Below are 20,117 nucleotides of genomic sequence, written 5' to 3'. Positions count from 1 at the left end.
CTATTCTAATTAATGAGATTGGCGGCAACATTTATGTGCGTTGCTATACGGAAAGTTATTTCATTTTGTTGTAACTAAGTAATGTACAGTGCGCAGGGTGGCCGTTACACTGGCGCTTGCCGACTTCCCCTTTTTTGCTTGCCCATTACCTGATTGCCACCAACATGCCTCAGTTGCACCCTGAGAAAATCGCCCACAGACTGGAGCAATTGACCGAACTCAGTGTCGCGCTCGGCCACGGCCTGGGCGGCGAGGGACACGATATCGGCGCGCTGTTGCAGCGCATCGTGCTGTTGGCAAAAAGCATGAGCGGCGCCGATGGCGCCACCCTGTATCGGCCCGCTACCGACCGGCGCCAGCTGGCGTTCGACATCAGTGTTAACGACAGCCTGGGCATCGCGCAGGGCGCCGACATGGGCTTGCCGGGCGTGCCCCTGTTCGATGGCGCGGGCCAGCCAAACCTGGCGTCGGTGGCCGCGTATGCGGCGAACATGCGCCGCAGCGTGAACATCGCCGACGTCTACCGCGACGAGGGCTTCAATTTTTCCGGCATGCGCGAGTTTGACCGCCACCACGGCTATCACACGCAATCGATACTGACGGTGCCCATGAGCGACCACGAGGGCGAGTTGATCGGCGTGCTGCAGCTGGTCAATGCCAAGGATGGCGAGACGGGCCAGGTGCGCGCTTTTTCTTCCACTGACCAGCGCTTCATCGAGGCGCTGGCCGCGCAGGCGGGCGTGGCGCTGACGAATCAATTGCTCATTTCGCAGCTGGAAGAACTGCTCGAATCGCTCGTTACCCTGATCAATATCGGCATCGATGAAAAGTCCCCCTACACGGGGCGGCACTGCCAGTTCGTGCCCGAGCTGACGATGCTGCTGGCCGACGCCGTGCACGCCACGCAAACGGGACCGCTGGCCGATTTCCGGCTCAGCGACAACGAGCGCAAGCAGCTGTGGCTGGCTGGTCTGCTGCACGACTGCGGCAAGATCACCACGCCCGTGCACGTGGTCGACAAGGCCACCAAGCTGGAAACCATTTTTGATCGCATCGCCCTGATCGACACACGCTACGAAGTGCTGCTGCGCGACGCCGAGATCGCGGCCCTGCGCCGGCAGGCGGCGCAGCCGCAGCAGAAGGACGCCATTGTCCGCGCGCTGGAACTGGAGCAGGCGGCGCTGCGCGAAGAACGCGATTTCATCCGCACCGTCAATATCGGCGGCGAAAGCATGGCGCAGGCCGACCAGGAGCGCGTGCGGCAGATCGCCAGGCGCCGCTGGCGCGCCGCCGATGGCGAACTGCGCGATTTTTTGGACGCCGACGAGACGGAAAACCTGACCATCCGTGCCGGCACCCTCACGGCGGCGGAGCGGGCCATCGTCAACAACCATATCAGCGTGTCGATCCGCATGCTTGAAGCGCTGCCGTGGCCCAAGCACCTGCAGAAGGTGCCCGAATATGCGGGCGGCCACCACGAGCGCATGGATGGCAAGGGCTATCCGCGCGGGCTGACGAAAGAGCAGATGTCGGTGCCGGCGCGGCTGATGGCCATCGCCGACATTTTCGAGGCCCTGACGGCGCGCGACCGGCCCTATAAAAAGGGCAAGTCGCTGTCCGAATCGCTGCGCATCCTCGGCAATTTCAGTCTGAATGGGCATATCGACCCAGAGCTTTTCGACGTTTTTATCCGCAGCAAAGTCTATCTGACCTTCGCTGAAAAGCATTTGCATCCAAGCCAGATCGATGCCGTCGACGAGGCGGCCATTCCGGGCTATACCCCTTGAAGCTGTCGCTGGCCTTGCGCAAGCATGGGGCGCGGTCGCTGCTGGGCGTGCTCCTGAGCGTGGCGGCCGCCGTGCTGTGCCTGGCCGGCAACGACACTATCGCGCGGTTCGATGCCATGCTGGGCGACTGGCGCATGCGCGCCCAAACGCCGCAGCTCGACCGCCGCATCGTCATCGTCGACATCGATGAACAAAGCCTGGCCCGGGTGGGCCGTTTTCCCTGGAGCCGCGACATCCAGGCGCGCCTGGTGCGCCAGCTCACTGGCCATTACGGCGTGGCCGCGCTGGGCTTCGATATCTCGTTTCCCGAAGCGGACACCAGTTCCGGCTACGCCGTGCTGCAAGGACTGGCGCGCGGCGAATTGGCGGGCGTGGCGGGCTTGCCGGCGCAGCTTGAAAAACTGCGCCCGGCCATGGACTACGACGGCCTGTTTGCCGAAGCCATGCGCGGCCAGCCCGTGGTGCTGGGCTACAGCGTGTCGGAGCAGCAAAGAAAGGGCGTGCTGCCCAGGCCCTCCTTCACCGTCGCCGATTTGAACGGACGCAGCGTCACGGCCTACGTGGCGCGCGGCTACGAAGCCAATATCGCGCCCCTGCAGGCGGCCGCGCAAGGCGCCGGCATCTTCACGGCGCTGACTGATGCCGATGGCGTCGTGCGTTCCTCGACCCTGTTGCAGCGCATCGGCGACGGCTATTATCCGTCGCTGTCGCTGGCCACCGTTGCCGTCTACCTGCAGGCGCGCGCCATCGCCCCCCGTTTCACGGGCACGGCCGATACCCTGTCGGCGCGCGAACTGGCCAGCGGCGGCCTCGAACACATCATGCTGTTCACGCCGCGCGGCGCACTGGCGATACCCGTGGGCGAAGCCTTGACCACCACAGTGCAGTACCGCGGCGCGGGTGGACCCAAGGGCGGCGCTTTCCGCTATGTGTCGGCGTCCGATGTGCTGGCCGGCACGGTGCCACCCGCGCTGCTGAAGGGCGCCCTCGTACTGGTGGGCACCACGGCGCCCGGCTTGAACGATATCCGCGCCACGCCCGTGAATGCCGAGTATCCGGGAGTGGAGGTGCACGCCAACCTGATCAAATCCATGCTCGACGGGCGCTTCAAGGCCAGGCCCGACTATGCGCTGGCGTTCGAACTGGTGCAGATCGTGCTGTTTGGCCTGCTGCTGGCGGGCGCCCTGGCCGTGTTGCCGCCGGCCGGCGTGATGCTGGCGACCGTGGGCGCGTTGGCGGCCGCCGTCGCCATCAATCTGTATCTGTACACCGTGCACGACCTGGTGCTGGGCGGCGCCGTGCTGCTGTTGCTGATCCTTGCGCTGTTTATCGTCAACCTGGCGTGGGGCTATTTTTTCGAGGTGCGCAAGGGGCGCGCGCTGGTGGCGCGCTTCGGCGAATATGTGGCGCCCGAGCTGGTAGCCGAGATGGCCGACGATCCGCGCCGCTACACCATGGAGGGCGAGAATCGCGAACTGACGGTGCTGTTTGCCGACGTGCGCGGTTTCACGGCCATTTCCGAGCAGCTTGCGCCGGCCGCGCTGCGCGAATACATCAACGAATACCTGACGGCCATGTCGGAAGATATCCGCGACAGCCATGGCGGCACGCTGGACAAATACATCGGCGACGCCGTGATGGCGTTCTGGGGCGCGCCCGTCGCCTTTGCCGACCACGCCAGCCGCGCCGTGGCTAGTGCCTTGCTGATGCAGCAAAGCGCGGCGCGGCTGAACCAGCAGTTTTGCGCGCGCGGCTGGCCGGCGCTGCGCATCGGCATCGGCATCAATACGGGGCCCATGCATGTGGGCGACATGGGTTCGCGCATCCGCCGCGCCTATACCGTCATGGGCGACAGCGTCAACCTGGCCGCGCGCCTGGAAGGGGCCAGCAAGCTGTATGGCGTGGGCATCGTGGTGGGCGAGGCCACGCGCGCCGCCGCCCCGGACTTTGTCTACCGCGAGCTCGATCGCATACGCGTGCTGGGCAAGCAGGAGGCGGTGGCCATCTTCGAGCCCCGCTGCCTGCTGGCCGGCGCCGCAGCCGCCGAGCTGGCGCAGCTGGAGCGCTGGCACGCGGTGCTGGCCCGGCTGCGCGCGCGCGACTGGGAGGCGGCTGGCGCGCAGCTCGCGCACTTGCAGGCGGATTTTCCCGACGATAGCCTGTACCGCCTGTACGCGGCACGCCTGGAGCGCTATCGCCATCTGCCGCCGCCTGCCGACTGGGATGGCGTGACAGAGTTGCACAGCAAATAGGCCTGCCAGCGCGCCGGAAAACGCCAGCCATGGCGCACTGTTTGTTGCGTTGCGATAAAAATCAGGGAGAAATGTTAGAAATTTCTGACTGGAAACAAAAAGCCGTCTAAAATTTGTCTTCAATCCATTGCCGGACACGCTGGCGCCTGCGGGCCGCGCGCTTGTCCGGTTACACAAGAAATCCTTCACATGACATATCGTTTGGTGCACCTGCTTGCGGGTTCCGCGCTGCTGTTCGCCGTCGGCGCCGCCGGCGCCGACGTTTCCTTGGATGAAGCTGCTCCTGCTATGCAGGAAGACGGCGTGCCGCGCTTCGAGATCCGCCGCTTCGACGTCCAGGGAAATACCCTGCTCACGTCCGCGCAGGTGCAAGCCTTGCTGGCCCCCTACACGGGTGCGCAGCGCGATTTTTCCGACATTGCCCGCGCCGTCGAGGCGCTGGAGACGGCTTACCGCGAGCGCGGTTACAGCGCCGTGCAGGTGCAACTGCCCGAGCAGGAACTGGAGCGCGGCGTAGTGCGCCTGAGCGTGCTGCAGACGCCGCTGGGCAAGGTCGCCATCAGTGGCAATGCCCATGTCGACGAGGCCAACGTGCGGCGCTCCTTGCCATCCCTGCGCGAAGGCGAGACGCCGAACTTGCCGGCCCTGTCGCAAAGCCTGAAGCTGGCCAATGAAAACCCGGCGCGCAAGATCGAAGTGCGCCTGCAAGCCGACGAGCCGGCGGGCGCCATCGACGCCATCGTCACTGTGGCCGATGAAAAGGCCTGGAAAGCCATGCTCAATGTGGACAACACGGGCAATGCGCAAACGGGCAAGACGCACGTGGGCGTGGTGCTGCAGCATGCCAACCTGTTCGGCCGCGATCATGTGGCCAGCCTGCAATACACTAGCAGCCTGGAAAAGCCGGACAAGGTGGGCGTGTATGGCGCCGGCTACCACTTGCCGCTGTATGCGCTGGGCGACTCGATGGATTTTTTCGCCAGCTATTCGAACGTTGATTCGGGCAGCATTTCGGCCGGCATTTTCGACTTGGCCGTCAGCGGCCAGGGCAGCATGGCCGGCATCCGCTACAACCAGAACTTTGCCCGCAGCGGCGATTTCGAACCCAAGCTCGTGTACGGCGTCGATTACAAGGCTTACCGCAACAGCGTGCAATTGTTCGGCATGGAACTGGGCGCCGACGTCACCGTGCATCCGCTCAGCGTCAGCTACATCGGCAATTGGACTTTGCCCACGGGCGAGACCAGCGTGGCGGTCACCTTCGCGCATAATATTCCCGGTGGCAAGCACGGCGCGCAAGCCGATTTCGACAGAGTGCGCGCGCATGCCAAGGCGGCCTACAACACCCTGCGCCTGAGCGCCAGTTCCGGGCGCGTGCTGGCCGGCGACTGGCAATGGCGCGCGCTCGTCAATGCGCAAGTCACGCCAGACGCGCTGGTGCCGGGCGAGCAGTTCGGCGCCGGTGGCGCCGCGTCCGTGCGCGGCTTTGCCGAGCGCGAAGTGGCCAATGATACGGGCGCCAACCTGAACCTGGAGCTGTACACGCCGAACTGGTGCGGCCAGGCGCTCGCTTACCAGTGCCGCGCCCTGGCTTTTTATGATACGGCCTGGCTGCGCCGCAACCATGCGCTGCCTGGCGAAAGCGCCTCGCAAGGCATCAGCAGCGGCGGCCTCGGCCTGCGTTTGCTGCTGAGCCGCTACGCCAATCTTCAGCTCGATTACGCCCATGTCGTCAATGGCGGCGACACGGGACAGCGGGGCGCCAACCGCCTGCATTTCCGCCTCGCCTTGGCCTACTAGTATCAGGATGAACACCATGCACAAGCACGTCCAGCACGCCTCCGCTTTCATCCTGACGCCATCCTTTTCGTCACCCTTTGCGCCGCCCTTGCGCCGCACGGCGCTGGCGCTGCTGCTGGCCGGCTGTTTCGGCGCCGCGCAGGCCAACCCCGCCTTGCCGCAGGTGGTCAACGGACAGGCGACGTTCAACCAGCAGGGCAACATCTTCTCGATCACGAATACGCCCAACACCATCATCAACTGGCAGAGTTTTTCCATCCATGCGGGCGAAATCACGCGCTTCATCCAGCAAAACGGCTGTAGCGCCGTGCTCAACCGCATCACGGGACAAGACCCCAGCAAGATCCTCGGCGCGCTCGAATCGAACGGCAAGGTCTTCCTGATCAACCCGAACGGCATCGTCTTCGGCCAGGGCGCGAAAGTGGACGTCAACGGGCTGGTGGCCTCCAGCCTGGGCCTGTCGAATGCGGATTTCCTTTCCGGCAAGCGGGAATTTACGGCCGGCAGCGTCGCTGGCGGTGTGAGCAATGCGGGCACCATCCATGCGGGCAAGGGCGGGCAAGTGCTGCTGATCGCGCCGAACGTGGAAAACACGGGTATCATCACGGCGCCGAATGGCGAAGTGATCCTGGCGGCCGGGCGCAGCGTGCAACTGGCCGACCCTGGCAATCCGCAATTGCGCGTGCTGGTCTCGGCGTCAACGGACCAGGCCCTGAACCTGGGCCAGATCATCGCCCAGGGCGGCAGCATCGGCATGGCCGGCGCGCTGGTCAGCCAGCGCGGCGTGCTCAATGCGAATAGCGCCGTCGTCGGCGACAACGGCAGGATCGTCCTCAAGGCCAGCGGCAAGGCGCTGCTCGAAGCGGGCAGCGTCACCAGCGCCACCGGCGCGGCCGGCAAGGGTGGCGACATCCGGGTGTTGGGCGAGCAGGTGGGCTTGCTTGGCAATGCAAAGGTCGACGCCAGCGGCGCCACGGGCGGCGGCACGGTCTTGCTGGGCGGCGACTACCAGGGCAAGAACGCGGCCGTGCAGAATGCGCGGCAAACGCTGGTTGGCAAGGACGCCAGCGTCACTGCCGATGCCATCGGCAATGGCAACGGCGGCAAGATCATCGCCTGGGGCGATGCCTCGGCCCAGGTGTACGGCAGCCTTTCCGCGCGCGGTGGCGCGCAAGGCGGCGACGGCGGCTTCGTGGAAACGTCCGGCCATTACCTGGCCGTCGACGGCATCCGCGTCAATACCAGCGCGGCGCGTGGCAAGCGCGGCAACTGGCTGCTCGACCCGTATGACATCACCGTAGTCTCCGGTTCGGGCGGCCAACTGGGTGACGTCGACCAGTTCGCCGATGCGCCGTCCACCGGCAACGCCAGCATCGGCGCCGACCTCCTTTCTAGCGCCAGCAGCAACGTCACGTTGCAGGCAACGCATCGCATCAATTTCAACAGCGCCGTCAATATCACGCAGCAAGGCGTGGGTTTGACGGCGCAGGCGGGCGAAACGATCAACGTTAACGCATCCATCACCACCAATGGCGGAGCCGTCAGATTGTTTGCCAATGATGCCAGCAGCGGAAGCATTGGGGCCGTTGGCTCGCTTGTGAATCTGGCCGCGCCGATCACCAGCAATGGCGGTAGCGTTTATCTTTCCGGCGCCAGCGTAGGTGGCGCCGGCGTGGTCGATGTCGGCAGCGGCCATCTGAGCCTGATCAGCAATTTCCAGGGCGGTGCTATCGACCTGACTGGCAGCGGAGATCAGTTGCTGGGCAGCGGAATCGCCGGCCAGACGGTGACCTTGCAGGCAGATAATATCGGCATTAACGGCAAGGTCAACTTCGGCGGCACGGCCGGCGGCGCGAATGTCATCATCAAGCCCCTGAGCGGCGGGCGCAGCATCGACCTGGGCACCAAATCGGGCACGGCGCTGAGTTTGAACGCGATTGAGCTGGCTGGCATCTCGTCCTCGTCGCTGACCATCGGCGACGCCACGAACACGGGCGGCATACGGATATCGGATGCGCTTGCCAGGGCAGGCGATCTGCACCTCAATTCAGCGTCCACCGTCACGGCCACGGGCGCCGTGACGGTGGGCGGCACTTTTTCTCTCGACGGCGGCAGCTGGGTGCAAAACGCGGCTGCCCTGTCAGGGTTCAGCGCCAGAAATTTCACCATCGGCAGCGGCGCCAGTTTCCTGCGCGTAAGCGGCGGCGACGGTGTCGCTTCACCTTATCTGCTCGCCGATATCTATGGCTTGCAAGGCATAGCCAGCCTTAGTCTCGGCAACAACTATCGCCTGGCCGGCAATATCGACGCCAGCGGCACCGTGAACTGGAACAATGGCCAGGGCTTCATGCCGATTGCCGGCGGCGGCAGCGGTTTTTCCGGCGTATTCGATGGCGGCGGATTTACGCTCAGCAATTTGAAAATCGACCGCAGCCTGGCGCCAGGTTCGGCGGCAGGCCTGTTCGGCAGCGTGCAGGGCGGTACCTTGCGCAAGCTGACCCTGAGCGGCGGCAGCGTCGCCGGCACGGCCAACGTGGGCGCGCTTGCGGGCGAGGTCGTCAGCGGCATCATCGATGGCGTGAACAGCAGCATGGCCGTCAGCGGCCAGCGCAATGTCGGCGGCCTGGTGGGCAGCAACGGCGGCGCCATCACGCTGTCCGCCAGCAGCGGCGCCGTCACCGGCGTCAATGCCGATGGCGGCGGCGCCATCGGCGGCCTGGCGGGATTGAACGCGTCCGGCGCCAGCATCACGACCTCGTACGCCACCGGCGTGGTGACGGGCGCGCGCGAGATGATCGGCGGCCTGGTCGGTAATAACCAGGGCGCGCTGAGCCAGTCTTATGCCACCGGCAATGTCAGTGGCGCGCGCAGCATCGGCGGCCTGGTGGGCCTGAACGGCGGCAGTATCAATGATGCGTATGCCAGCGGCGCCGTGGGTCGGGCCGCTACTGCCGATTCCATCCTGGCCAGGGAAAACATGGGCGGTCTGGTCGGTGAAAGTACGGGCAGCGTCAGCCATGTCTTCAGCAGCGGCGCCGTGACTGGCGACGGCTATGCGGCCGTGGGCGCGGTAGCCGGCCGCGTGGCTACCGGTTCCCCGTTCGGCTATGGCTTTTTCAATTTTGAAACCTCGCTGGTGCAAATCGATGGCGGTGGTTCCAGCGGCCGCAGCACGGCGCAGATGAAGCAGCAAGGCAGTTTCAACGACTACAATTTCAGTGGCGTGTGGCGCATCTACGACGGCTACACGACGCCGATGTTGAAGGCTTTCCTGAAGCCGCTGCAAGTGAACCTCTCGGGCAATGCCACGGGCAAGGTCTACGATGGCCAGCTGGCCGCCTTCCTCGGTGCGATCGGCTATGTGGGATTGATCGACGGCGATGCCGGCGTCAATGGCAGCCTCGGCTACGGCAGCAACGCGCGCAATGTGGGCAGCTATGAAGCGACGGGTCTGTGGTCGACCAAGTACGACATCACCTTGGGCGGCACGACGACGTTCGCCATCACGCCACGCGCGCTGACGGTGAGCATTGGCGGCAATGGCAAGATCTATGACGGCACCCTGGGCTACGATGGCGCCAATTTCGTGCTGGGCAATGTGGTGACGGGTGACAACATCAGCATCAGCGGCAACGCCGCCTTCCTCGACAGGAATGTGGGTAGCGGCAAGGCCGTGCATGCCAGCGGCCTGGCCCTGGGAGGCAATGAGCTGGGCAACTACAGCCTGGCCGCGACGACGGCGGACGGCACGGCGACCATCACGGCGCGCGTCCTGAACTATGGCGTTACGGGCGCGCAAAGCCGCGTCTACGACGGCACCTTGCAGGCGGCGCTGAACGGCTACTTAGAGGGCCTGGTGACGGGCGACCAGGTCGGCATGGCCGGTTTGCTGGGCAACTTCCGCGACAAGAATGTCGGTACTGGCAAAGTGGTCGATTACCAGGTGGCGACGGGCCACCTGACGGGCGCCGATGCGGGCAACTACGTGCTCAACGGAAACGCGGGTAGCACGACAGCCGACATCACGGCTCGCGCCCTGAACGTAAGTTTTAACGGCATCAACAAGACGTATGACGGCACTACGAACGCGGCCGTCAGCGCCTCCGCGAACGGCGTGCTGGGCCAGGATGTGGTCAGCGTGGTGGGCGGCAGCGGCAGCTTTGCCGACAAGAATGCGGGCGTGGGCAAGCTGGTGACCGCCAGCGGCTTCCGCCTGGCGGGCGCCGATGCGGGCAACTACACCTTGGAAACGACGGGCGGCACGGCGCAGGCCACGATTGCGCAAAAACAATTGTCGACCTGGGTCGGCAGTGGCAGCGGCTTGTGGAGCGATGCCGCCAACTGGGACGGCGGCGTGGTGCCGGAAGGCGCGAACGTGCTGGCTGTCGACTTTAGCAACAGCAAGGGCATCGTCACCTACAGTGCGGCGGCCGGCAGCACCATCCTGAAAAACCTGAATTCGGCGACTGGCTTGCTGTTGACGGGTGGCAGCCTGACCCTCGGTGATAGCGTGCCGGACCTCTCCGCGCTGGGCGGCCTGGAAATCAACGGCGGCAGCTTGTTGCTGAACGGCAGCCTGTCGGCGGAGCGCTATGCGCAAGGCGGCGGTGTGCTGAGCGGCAACGGCAACTTGCTTGTCGCCAACAGCTTCAGCCAGGCGGCCGGCGCCATCCGGCTGGCGGGCCAGCTGGCCATCACGCAAGCGGCTGGCGACTTGCGCTTCGCCAGCCTGGCAGCGAACGAGGTGAAACTGAGCGCCCTGAACGGCGCCATCGGCCAGGATGGTGCGCTGCTCGCCAGCAGCGTGACGGCGCAGGCGAAAAATGGCATCGTGCTGGGCCATGCGGGCAACCAGGTAAGCAGTTTTACTGCCAGCAATAGTGCAGGTGGCGGCATTGCGCTGAACAATACCTCGGCGCCGGGCACCTTGACCCTGGGAACGCTGACCACTGGCGCGGGCAATATCGCCATCGACAACACGGGCGGCGTCACGGCTGGCAAAATCAATGCGAATGGCGGCAACGTGAGCGTGACGGCGCACAGCCCCGTCACCGTCAACGGCAAGATCGAGGGCAATGACATTGCGCTCAATGCCAGTACGGACGTGGTGCTGGGCGATGGCGCGCAGCTGGCGGCGGCGCGCGACATCAGCCTGGTGGCGGGCGGCGATATTCGTGTCGAAGGCAATGCCAAGGTCCTCGTCGGCGGCAATTTTGCCGCCAGCGCGGAAGGCTATGTGCGCTTTGCGGACACGGCCAGCGTCGCTTTGCCGGCTGCGGCCAGCATGAGCGTGCTGGCGAAAACGGGCAGCATCACGGGTGGAGCGGGCGTGCGCATCAACCGTCAGCGCGCCAACGTCAGCTTGCTGGCGCCGAACGGCGCGGTGGCCATGCCGGACGGCATCTTCCTGCCCGCCACGACGATCGACAAGCCCGTCATCGATGCCGGTGTCAGCGCCGCCATCGACGATGCCTTGCGCTTCATCAAACAAGCCGATCGTGCCAACGCCCCGCTCGCTTCCATGCAGCCAACCAAGCATGATGACAAGGTGAAGGACGACAAGGATGTTGCCGGTGCCACAGGTAAATCAACAGGATACAAAGACAATGACTCTATTAAAAAAACTTTCTGCAACTAAGGCCTTGTTGTGGCTGGCCCTGATGTGCCTGGGCGCGCACGCCTGGGCCGGGCAGGTGGCGGGCACGGTGATGCAGTTGAGTGGCCCCTTGATGGCCAAGAAGGCGGATGGCAAGGTGAAAATCCTGGCCATTAAGTCCGAGGTCGAGCAGGGTGACACCTTGCTGACGGAAAAAGAGACCTATGCCTTGATCCGGCTGATCGACAATAGCGAAATCACCTTGAAACCGAATACCAGTTTCGTGATCGAGCAATTCAGCTACACGGCCGAGCAGCCCGATGGCGACCATGCCATCTTCAGTTTGCTCAAGGGGGGCTTGCGTTCCGTCACGGGCTTGCTGGGCAAGCGCAACAAGGAGCGCTTCGAGATGAAGACGCCGGCCGCCACCATCGGCATTCGCGGCACGACGTTTGTTGCCGAGTATGTGGCGCTCGGATCGCTGCCGGGCACGCCAACGGCTCGCGCCGCATCCGCGATCGTGCCGGGCCTGTACGTGCAGGTGCTCGATGGCCTGATTCATGTGACCAATCCTGCCGGTTCGCAAAATTTTGCCGCCGGCCAGTTCGGCTTTACGCCCAACTTCAAGCAGCCGCCCGTGTTGCTGCCCGTCAATCCCGGCATCAAGTTCACGCCGCCGCCAGTCTTTTCAGCGTCGCCATCGAGCTCAGGCAGCGCTGCAGGCGGCAACAAGCCTGCCGCCATCGATTGCGTGGTGCGCTAAGCTGTTTCCTGCAAGTCCGGCACACCTGACAAATAGGGCTTGACCTTCCCATCATGGGATAGCAGATCCTGATCCTATTAGTTAATCTTTCGTACAGGACCTGCCATGAACCAGAGTGCACTTGCTCCCGCCGCTTCCCCTTCCGTCGCCGCGCATGCGCAGGCGCTGGCCATTGAAGGCATGAGCTGCGCCTCCTGCGTGGGCCGCGTGGAAAAAGCCCTGGCCGCCGTGCCCGGCGTAAGCCAGGCCAGCGTCAACCTGGCCACCGAAGTGGCCAAAGTCACGTCCGGCACGCCAATTCCCCTGGCCACCCTGCAGGCGGCCGTGGAAAAGGCTGGCTATACGGTAGCGCAGCGCGAGATCGACCTGAATATCGCCGGCATGACGTGCGCCTCGTGCGTGGGCCGGGTGGAAAAAGCCTTGCTGAAAGTGCCGGGCGTGCTGGCCGCCAGCGTCAACCTGGCCACGGAAAGCGCGCGCATTAAGGTGACGGGCGGCCTGGAGGCGGGCACCCTGATCGCCGCCATCAACAAGGCTGGCTATGCAGCCACAGTGCCCGCCGCCAGCCAGGCCAGCGCGCCTGCCGCAGCGCCCAACCGCGACGGCATGAAAGTGGCGTTCGCAGCCGTGCTGGCCTTCCCCCTGATGCTGCCCATGCTGCTCGAGTGGGCCGGCATCCATTTGATGCTGTCCGGCTGGCTGCAATTTGCCCTCGCCACGCCCGTGCAATTCTATTTCGGCGCGCGTTTCTACAAGGCGGGCTGGAAGGCGGCCCGCGCCGGCAGCGGCAATATGGATCTGCTGGTGGCGCTGGGCACGAGCGCCGCGTATGGCTTGTCCGTCTACCAGTGGCTGACGGCGGGCGAGATGTTGCCGCACCTGTACTTCGAGGCCTCGGCCGTGGTCATCACCCTGGTGCTGTTGGGGAAATGGCTGGAAAGCCGCGCCAAGCGCCAGACGGCCTCGGCCATCCGAGCGCTGCAAGTCTTGCGTCCGGAATCGGCCCGCGTGCGACGCGACGGCGTCGAGATCGACTTGCCTGTGGAACAGGTCAAAGTGGGCGACCTGGTGGTCATCCGCCCTGGCGAACGGGTGGCCGTCGATGGCGTCGTGGTGGAAGGCGCCAGCCAGATCAACGAATCGCTGATCACGGGCGAAAGCTTGCCCGTCGATAAGCATCCGGGCGACAAGGTCACGGGCGGCGCCATCAATGCCGATGGCTTGTTGCTGGTGCGCACGCAAGCCGTCGGCGGCGAGACGACCTTGTCACGCATCATCCGCCTGGTGGAAGATGCGCAGGCAGCCAAGGCGCCGATCCAGCATCTGGTCGACAAGGTCAGTGCGATCTTTGTACCCGTGGTGCTGCTGCTGGCGCTGCTGACCATGCTGGGCTGGTGGTTCGCCACGGGCGAGCTGGAGAACGCCATCATCAATGCCGTGGCCGTGCTGGTCATCGCCTGTCCATGCGCGCTGGGCCTGGCCACGCCGACGGCCATCATGGCCGGCACGGGCGTGGCTGCCCGTTATGGCATCCTGATCAAGGATGCGGAAGCGCTGGAAGTGGCGCACGCCGTCAATACCGTCGTGTTCGATAAGACGGGTACCCTGACCGTGGGAAAACCTGCGCTGGCGGCCCTGCATGCGCATGGCGTCGACGATGGACGGCTGCTGCAACTGGCAGCCAGCATCCAGCGCGGCAGCGAACACAGCCTGGCGACGGCCGTGCTGGATGCGGCTAGCGCGCGCCACATCGAACCCTTGCCAGCCACGGGCCTGTCGGCCTTGCCAGGCCGCGGCTTGGCGGCCCACGTCGATGGCCTGGAACTGAAATTGGGCAGCACGCGCCTGATGCAGGAGTTGCACGTGGACATGGCGCCGCTGGCCAGCCAGGCATTGGCGCTGGAAAACACGGGCAACACGATTTCCTGGCTGGCCTCGGGATCGGAACTGCTGGGCCTGTTCGCCTTCAGCGACCAGGTCAAGCCGAATGCGCAGGCGGCCATTGCCCATCTGCATAGTCTGGGCATCCGCACGGTGATGTTGACGGGGGACAACCAAGGCAGCGCGGATGCCGTCGGTAAGCTCTTGGGCATCGACACGGTGGCGGCGAAAATGCTGCCGGCCGATAAAACCGCTAAAATTGTCGCGCTGAAAGGCGAGGGCGCGAAAGTCGCCATGGTGGGCGACGGCATCAACGATGCGCCCGCGCTGGCGGCCGCCGACGTGGGTATCGCCATGTCGACGGGCACGGACGTGGCCATGCATGCGGCCGGCATCACCCTGATGCGCGGCGATCCGGCCCTGGTGGCGGACGCCATCGATATCTCGCGCCGCACTTACAGCAAGATACGGCAGAATCTGTTCTGGGCCTTCATTTATAACCTGATCGGCATTCCGCTGGCCGCCTTCGGCTTGCTCAACCCCATGGTGGCGGGCGCGGCGATGGCCTTCAGTTCGGTCAGCGTGATCAGCAATGCCCTGTTGCTGCGCCGCTGGAAAGCCCGCAGTCATTCAGGTAGCGCGCATACCAAGGAGCAATAAGGATGAATATCGGCCAGGCGGCAAGCGAGACGGGCGTATCGGCAAAAATGATACGCTACTACGAAAGTATTGCCTTACTAAAACCCAGCGCGCGCAGCGACGCCGGTTATCGAATTTACACGCCGAACGACTTGCACGCCTTGCGTTTCATTAAACGCGGGCGGGGGCTGGGTTTTTCGCTGGAACAGATCCGCGAACTGCTGTCGCTGTGGCAAAACGACCAGCGCGCCAGCGCGGACGTGAAAAGCATCGCCCTCGCGCACGTCGCCGAGCTCAATAAGCGCATCGACGAACTGACGGAAATGCGCGATACCCTGGCCCACCTGGCGCACTCGTGCCACGGCGACGACAAGCCCGATTGCCCCATCCTGCAAAGCCTGGGGCTGGCCGGTGACACGGAAGCGAAAGCCTGTTGCCATTGAGATAAATCCAAGGAGCTGGCATGGCGTATGAACTGTATTACTGGCCCACGATACAGGGGCGCGGCGAATTCATCCGGCTGGCCCTGGAAGAGGCGGGCGCCGACTACCGCGATATCGCCCGTTTGCCTGAACGCAAGGGGCAAGGCTTGTCCGCCATGCTGGTCTGCCTCGATGGTGGCGCCACGCCACAGGCCGCTTACGCGCCGCCCGTGCTGCGCGATGGCGACGTGCTGATCGGCCAGACCACGAATATCCTGCTGTACCTGGGCCGGCGCCTGGGCCTGGCGCCGCGCGCGGAAAGCGGTCGTTTGTGGCTGAACCAGCTGCAACTGACGATGGCCGACTGGCTGACGGAAGTGCACGACACGCACCATCCGCTATCGATGAATCAATATTATGCAGAGCAAAAAGAGGCGGCCATGTTGCGCAGCGCGGATTTCCGCGCGACGCGCTTGCCCAAGTTCCTTGCCTATTTCACGCAAGTGTTGCTGAATAATCGCAGCCGCGGCCAGTATCTGGTGGGCGCAAAACTCACGTATGGCGACCTGTCGCTGTTCCAGATGCTGGCGGGCCTGCACTATGCGTTTCCGCAAGCCATGGCGCGCCTGGCGCCCCAGTATCCCGCCCTGTTCGCGCTGCACGACACGGTGGCGGCGCGGCCGAATATCGCCCGCTACCTGAAGTCGAAGCGCAGAATCGCATTCAATGAGGAAGGCATCTTCCGCCATTATCCCGAGCTGGATGGGTAAAAAAACAGCCGGCGCAAGGGCCGGCTGTCTTGGTGCTGCTGAGGCTGCTACTGGGCGCTGGTAACGGGGTAGCCCGCTTCCACGATGGCGGCGCTGATGGCGCCCAGGTCAGCGGGCGACTCCACCGTGACGCGCTTGCTGGCCAGGTCGATCTGCACCTGGGCTTGCGGATCGATGCCTTGCACCGCTTTCGTGACCGAGCCGACGCAATGTCCGCAGCTCATGTTTTCAACTTGTAACTGATACATGCAAGCACTCCTTGAATGATTAAGTGCTTCCACTGTAAGCCTTCCCCCGATGGTAAGGTCAAGGGGAAAGCTGCCGTGCGGATCAATTCAGCAGGAAATCGACGGCTTGCATGGGCGGCGGCACGTTCTCATCCTGCACAGATTCGCGCAAGCTGATTTCGATGGCGCGGCACATGGCCGACAGGGGCAGGTCGTTGGCATCTTCGCCGAACGGTTCCTCGATCTCGTCGCCAAGGGCATCGAGGCCAAAGAAGGTATAGGCGACGATGGCGACGACGAAGGGCGTCATGAAGCCCAGCGAATCGACCAGGCCGAAGGGCAGCAGGAAACAGTACAGATAGGCCGTGCGGTGCAGCAGCAGGGAGTAAGAGAAGGGGATCGGCGTGCTGCGGATGCGTTCGCACGAGGCGCCTGCGCCCACCATGGCCGAAACCGTGTTATCGATCTGCGTGGCAAGGATGCTGTCGATGTGCCCTTGCCGGACGCAATCGGCCAGGTCCTGGCCCATCTGCAGCATCAGGTAGTCGGACGGGTTCGCCGCCTTGCAGGCTGCTTCCCATTCGGCCGGGCGCAGCAGCGGCTGCAAGTCGGCCGGTCCGCGCGTGTCGCGCAGCTGGTGGCGCAGCGCGTGGCAAAAGGCGATGGTGCGGTAAATCATGCGCACGCGTACATCGTCCAGGCCCAGCCTCGCGTGGGCAGGCGTGTCGCTGCGTATCATCGTCTGGCACTGGCGCGAGAAATTACGGCTGCGCAAGACCAGTTCACCCCACAGCTTGCGCGCTTCCCAGTAGCGGTCGTAGGCGGCCGTGTTGCGAAAGCCCAGGAAGATGGCCAGAGGCAAGCCGATCAGGGTAAACGGGATGGTGGTGAGGATGACCTTGTGGTCGAACAGGGTGCCGTGGCACCAGGTGACGAGGGTGGCGATCAGGGTATTGACGATGAGCGTGGTGCGGATGCGCGGCAGGACGGAGCCGCGCACCACGAGAAACAGCCGCAGCGCCGATGGACGCTCGCGCACGATCATGCTGCGCTCCCTGCCGGGGGCTGGGCTGGCGGGGAGAGGCGCGTCCGGTGACTGGTAAGAGGGGAAAGACAGAGTGGCAATTGCCGGGAACAAAAAGCCCGCGATGTGTGCGGGCTGAGCAGGGTGTGCATGGGAAGCAGTGTTGTGGAGACGGCTTGAGTATAGGCCGCCGACCCATATCCGGCCAATTCACAGTGGCGATAGGCATTATTCATTTTATGAATGAATATTTCATTTGTAACTTAAATCTTGGTGGTTACTGCAATTACTGTCTCTTTTTTCGTCTGGGCCAGCATGAATTATCAGTGTGACAAATGGAGAGAATTGTGCAGCTTGCGTCTGGTAGGCTAAATAAGCTTTTTGGAAATATTTCCCAAAGCAAAATACGTCATCCCGATAGCCGCCGCCAGGGGAGCGACCGAGCTTGTTTATCCTTCCTGTGAAAGTGATCTGCATGTTTAAAGTTTCCAGCATCTGCCTCGCCACCCTGATCCTGTTGCAAGCCCCTGCCGGCTGGGCCGGCGAGCCCGCTCCACTAAGCCAGCGGCAACAAGCGCTGGCCGCGCAGATCGATGCCAGCATCGCTCCCTATTACAAGACCACGGAACCGGGCGCCGTCGTCATCGTCGTCAAGGATGGACAGACCCTGTTGCGCAAGGCGTATGGCCTGGCCAGTGTGCAGGATGGCCAGCCGTTGACGCCGGACATGTCGCTGCGCCTGGGTTCCATTTCCAAGCAATTCACGGCCGTCGCCATCCTGCTGCTGGCAGACCAGGGCAAGCTGGCCATCACCGATGACATCACGAAGTTCCTGCCCGACTATCCGACCCACGGCAAGAAAATCACGATCGAGCAGTTGCTCGCGCACACGTCCGGCATCCACGACTACACGGTGAAGCCTGAATTCGTGCCTAACAGCACGAAAGACCTGAGCGTGGCGCAAATGATCGATTTCTTCAAGAACGATCCGCTCGATTTTGAACCGGGTACGCAGTGGCGCTACAGCAGCTCCGGCTATTTCCTGCTGGGCGCTATCATCGAAAAGGCAGCGGGCCAGCCGTATGCCACTTTCATGGAGCAGCAAATCTTTGTGCCGCTGGGCATGAACGACACGGCATATGAAGGCCACGAGCGCCGGCCGGCCAAGCGCGCGGCCGGGCATATTCGTTCGGGCGAAACGTATGTGCCGAACCTGCCCTTGAGCATGACGCAGCCGTATGCTGCCGGCGCGCTCGTTTCCACCGTGGACGACCTGGCGCGCTGGGATGCGGCCATCTCCGACGGCAAGCTGCTCAAGGCGGACACCTGGCAACAGGCATTCACGCAGGCCAAGCTGAACGACGGCAAGCCGAGCCGCTCCGGCTTGGGCTGGAAAGTGGGCACCTGGCAAGGCACGCCCATCATCCACCATAGCGGCGGCATCAATGGCTTTTCCACGTTTGCGATGCGTTTGCCGAAAGAAAAAGTGTATGTGGCCGTGCTGGAAAACTCGGATACGGGCCTGGTCGATCCCGATGTGGTGGCGCGCAAGGCGGCTGCTGTCGCCGTCGGCCGGCCCTATCCAGAGATCAAGGTCATCACGCTCAAGCCCGCCATCCTCGATGCGTACGCGGGCGTGTACGCCATCAACGACAAGGCCGGCTATACGATCCGTAACTTCGAGGGCAACTTGCTGCTGCAACGCACGGGCCGTCCCGCACAGCGCATGCTGGCGTACTCGCCAAACGGCTTCCTGATTGAAAATACGCTCACCACAGCCGAATTCGAGCGGGGACCGAAGGGCGAGGCGCAGCTGATCCTCAATGACGGCGGCGAATCGAAGACGGTGCACGAACGCGCCAGCGCCGCCAAGCCAGCGCGTACGGTGGTCGCCATGACGACGGCGCAATTCGATGCCTACGTGGGCAGGTATGCGCTGGCGCCCGAAGTCTATCTGGAAGTGACGCGCGAAGGTGACAAGTTCTTTGCCCAGGTGACGGGTTTCCGCAAGCTGGCCATGCTGCCGATGAGTGATACGGCTTTCTTCTCGAATGAAGTCGATGCGGAAGTGCGTTTCAGCAAGGATGCCAATGGCAAGACCGAGCAGCTGGTATTGCGCCAGGAAGGGCAGGACATGCCGGCCAAAAGGGTGAACTGATGTGTGCAGGCCGGCTTGCGCGCAAGCGCCAATCCGGCCTATGCCGACATGGCTTTCCAGCCATACCAGCCGAACGCCGCCACCCACGCCAGCAAGATCGCCAGTCCCGGCAGCAACAGCCATTTTGCTGCCGTCTCTTCCCACGCCACATAGGGCTTGCCGCCGCGCGCGATGGCCAGTAGCGCCTGTCCTCCGTTCAAGCCGCCAAACGGCAGCAGGTTGAAGGCACACAGTTTTGTTGTGAACAGGGCAAACGCCAGCGGGTAGGCATGCGCGCAGGCATACGCCTCGCCCGCGCCCAGCAGTGCTTGCGCGGTCGACAAGGGCGCCAGCGCGCCGGCAAAAATTTGCCTGAACGCCACGCTAAAGCTGTCCCAGCCTTGCCCTCCCAGTATTCCCAGCGACAACGCCAGCAGCACGGCCACGCCGCTCAAGGGCAGCAGCGCCTGCTTCCACAAGGGCTGATTGTTGTAGGTGTCCATGCAGGGATCGTCGTCGAAAATATCTTCTTCGCGCGTATCCTTCAGTACCACGTTGCCGAAGAAGGGCAGGAGCTTGATATTCACTTTGCCAAAGCTCAGCAAGGTTGGCCCGGCGCCATAGCTGATGCTGCGTACGGTGATGCCAAAGAGCCTGGCGCAGATGGTCATAACGGAAACGTGGATGAGCATGAAGAGGGTGGCGTAGAGCAACAACTGGAGAATGGGATGCATTGAATGGGGAATCGTCGGGGAATGGAGCGGTATTAGAACATAGCGCCAGGAAAACCACTGCCCCTCATGGCAGTGCAAATGCCCA

General features: G+C 63.6%; 13 protein-coding genes. 9 read left to right on the top strand and 4 right to left on the bottom strand.

Annotated features, from left to right (window positions below; translation table 11 throughout):
- The first annotated feature begins 164 nt into the window (after window positions 1–164).
- The 8 genes from ACQ4WY_RS07390 to ACQ4WY_RS07355 all read left to right on the top strand — a co-directional run bounded on the left by ACQ4WY_RS07390 (window position 165) and on the right by ACQ4WY_RS07355 (window position 15,910).
- Window positions 165–1,787 carry a GAF and HD-GYP domain-containing protein gene (locus tag ACQ4WY_RS07390; protein ID WP_436503449.1) on the top strand — a complete coding sequence of 541 codons (1,623 nt, stop codon included), beginning with the start codon at window positions 165–167 and terminating at the stop codon, window positions 1,785–1,787.
- Complete coding sequence (locus tag ACQ4WY_RS07385) at window positions 1,784–4,039, top strand: CHASE2 domain-containing protein (protein WP_436503447.1); 2,256 nt, start codon at window positions 1,784–1,786, stop codon at window positions 4,037–4,039. Before ACQ4WY_RS07390 ends, ACQ4WY_RS07385 begins: the two co-directional genes overlap by 4 nt.
- Before the next feature lie 189 nt (window positions 4,040–4,228).
- A complete protein-coding gene (locus ACQ4WY_RS07380; protein WP_436503445.1) occupies window positions 4,229–5,839 on the top strand; it encodes a ShlB/FhaC/HecB family hemolysin secretion/activation protein in 1,611 nt (536 codons plus the stop codon).
- Window positions 5,840–5,855: 16 nt separating this feature from the next.
- Complete coding sequence (locus ACQ4WY_RS07375; RefSeq protein WP_436503443.1) at window positions 5,856–11,477, top strand: beta strand repeat-containing protein; 5,622 nt, start codon at window positions 5,856–5,858, stop codon at window positions 11,475–11,477.
- Window positions 11,446–12,198, top strand: coding sequence for a FecR family protein (locus tag ACQ4WY_RS07370; RefSeq protein WP_436503442.1), 753 nt, complete (start codon window positions 11,446–11,448; stop codon window positions 12,196–12,198). The genes ACQ4WY_RS07375 and ACQ4WY_RS07370 overlap by 32 nt, the downstream gene beginning before the upstream one ends.
- A gap of 105 nt (window positions 12,199–12,303) precedes the next feature.
- Complete coding sequence (locus ACQ4WY_RS07365) at window positions 12,304–14,739, top strand: heavy metal translocating P-type ATPase (RefSeq protein ID WP_436503441.1); 2,436 nt, start codon at window positions 12,304–12,306, stop codon at window positions 14,737–14,739.
- A gap of 2 nt (window positions 14,740–14,741) precedes the next feature.
- Window positions 14,742–15,161 carry a Cu(I)-responsive transcriptional regulator gene (gene cueR / locus ACQ4WY_RS07360; protein WP_436503439.1) on the top strand — a complete coding sequence of 140 codons (420 nt, stop codon included), beginning with the start codon at window positions 14,742–14,744 and terminating at the stop codon, window positions 15,159–15,161.
- A gap of 20 nt (window positions 15,162–15,181) precedes the next feature.
- Window positions 15,182–15,910 carry a glutathione S-transferase gene (locus ACQ4WY_RS07355; RefSeq protein WP_436503438.1) on the top strand — a complete coding sequence of 243 codons (729 nt, stop codon included), beginning with the start codon at window positions 15,182–15,184 and terminating at the stop codon, window positions 15,908–15,910.
- A 47-nt stretch (window positions 15,911–15,957) separates the two neighbouring features.
- On the opposite strand, the gene ACQ4WY_RS07350 is transcribed toward ACQ4WY_RS07355, so the two are convergent.
- The 3 genes from ACQ4WY_RS07350 to ACQ4WY_RS07340 all read right to left on the bottom strand — a co-directional run bounded on the left by ACQ4WY_RS07350 (window position 15,958) and on the right by ACQ4WY_RS07340 (window position 17,638).
- Window positions 15,958–16,158, bottom strand: coding sequence for a heavy-metal-associated domain-containing protein (locus ACQ4WY_RS07350; RefSeq protein ID WP_436503436.1), 201 nt, complete (start codon window positions 16,156–16,158; stop codon window positions 15,958–15,960).
- A gap of 82 nt (window positions 16,159–16,240) precedes the next feature.
- Entirely contained in the window at window positions 16,241–17,182 is a 942-nt protein-coding gene (locus tag ACQ4WY_RS07345; protein ID WP_436503435.1) for a bestrophin family protein, read from the bottom strand.
- Between the two features lie 231 nt (window positions 17,183–17,413).
- On the bottom strand, window positions 17,414–17,638 hold the full coding sequence (locus tag ACQ4WY_RS07340) for a hypothetical protein (RefSeq protein ID WP_436503434.1): 225 nt from the start codon (window positions 17,636–17,638) through the stop codon (window positions 17,414–17,416).
- On the opposite strand from ACQ4WY_RS07340, the gene ACQ4WY_RS07335 reads away from it, so the two are divergent.
- The gene (locus tag ACQ4WY_RS07335; RefSeq protein ID WP_436503433.1) at window positions 17,637–19,319 is read left to right on the top strand and encodes a serine hydrolase; all 1,683 of its coding nucleotides are present in this window, start codon (window positions 17,637–17,639) and stop codon (window positions 19,317–19,319) included. The two genes, ACQ4WY_RS07340 and ACQ4WY_RS07335, sit on opposite strands and share 2 nt — an antisense overlap.
- Window positions 19,320–19,357: 38 nt before the next feature.
- Here the strand turns inward: ACQ4WY_RS07335 and ACQ4WY_RS07330 are convergent, their stop codons facing one another.
- The gene (locus tag ACQ4WY_RS07330; RefSeq protein WP_436503431.1) at window positions 19,358–20,032 is read right to left on the bottom strand and encodes a site-2 protease family protein; all 675 of its coding nucleotides are present in this window, start codon (window positions 20,030–20,032) and stop codon (window positions 19,358–19,360) included.
- Between the last annotated feature and the right edge of the window lie 85 nt (window positions 20,033–20,117).

This window comes from Janthinobacterium salmonicoloratum, from assembly GCF_051380845.1.
Classification (GTDB): domain Bacteria; phylum Pseudomonadota; class Gammaproteobacteria; order Burkholderiales; family Burkholderiaceae_D; genus Janthinobacterium; species Janthinobacterium lividum_F.
This window is presented reverse-complemented; position numbering and strand designations above follow the sequence as displayed.

Excerpts from the sequence above, each read along its gene's own strand:
- ACQ4WY_RS07345 (WP_436503435.1), bottom strand. The coding sequence starts at position 17,182 with ATGATCGTGCGCGAGCGTCCATCGGCGCTGCGGCTGTTTCTCGTGGTG.
- ACQ4WY_RS07340 (WP_436503434.1), bottom strand. The coding sequence starts at position 17,638 with ATGCAGATCACTTTCACAGGAAGGATAAACAAGCTCGGTCGCTCCCCT.
- ACQ4WY_RS07330 (WP_436503431.1), bottom strand. The coding sequence starts at position 20,032 with ATGCATCCCATTCTCCAGTTGTTGCTCTACGCCACCCTCTTCATGCTC.
- ACQ4WY_RS07350 (WP_436503436.1), bottom strand. The coding sequence starts at position 16,158 with ATGTATCAGTTACAAGTTGAAAACATGAGCTGCGGACATTGCGTCGGC.
- cueR (WP_436503439.1), top strand. The coding sequence starts at position 14,742 with ATGAATATCGGCCAGGCGGCAAGCGAGACGGGCGTATCGGCAAAAATG.
- ACQ4WY_RS07375 (WP_436503443.1), top strand. The coding sequence starts at position 5,856 with ATGCACAAGCACGTCCAGCACGCCTCCGCTTTCATCCTGACGCCATCC.
- ACQ4WY_RS07335 (WP_436503433.1), top strand. The coding sequence starts at position 17,637 with ATGTTTAAAGTTTCCAGCATCTGCCTCGCCACCCTGATCCTGTTGCAA.
- ACQ4WY_RS07390 (WP_436503449.1), top strand. The coding sequence starts at position 165 with ATGCCTCAGTTGCACCCTGAGAAAATCGCCCACAGACTGGAGCAATTG.
- ACQ4WY_RS07380 (WP_436503445.1), top strand. The coding sequence starts at position 4,229 with ATGACATATCGTTTGGTGCACCTGCTTGCGGGTTCCGCGCTGCTGTTC.
- ACQ4WY_RS07365 (WP_436503441.1), top strand. The coding sequence starts at position 12,304 with ATGAACCAGAGTGCACTTGCTCCCGCCGCTTCCCCTTCCGTCGCCGCG.
- ACQ4WY_RS07355 (WP_436503438.1), top strand. The coding sequence starts at position 15,182 with ATGGCGTATGAACTGTATTACTGGCCCACGATACAGGGGCGCGGCGAA.
- ACQ4WY_RS07370 (WP_436503442.1), top strand. The coding sequence starts at position 11,446 with ATGACTCTATTAAAAAAACTTTCTGCAACTAAGGCCTTGTTGTGGCTG.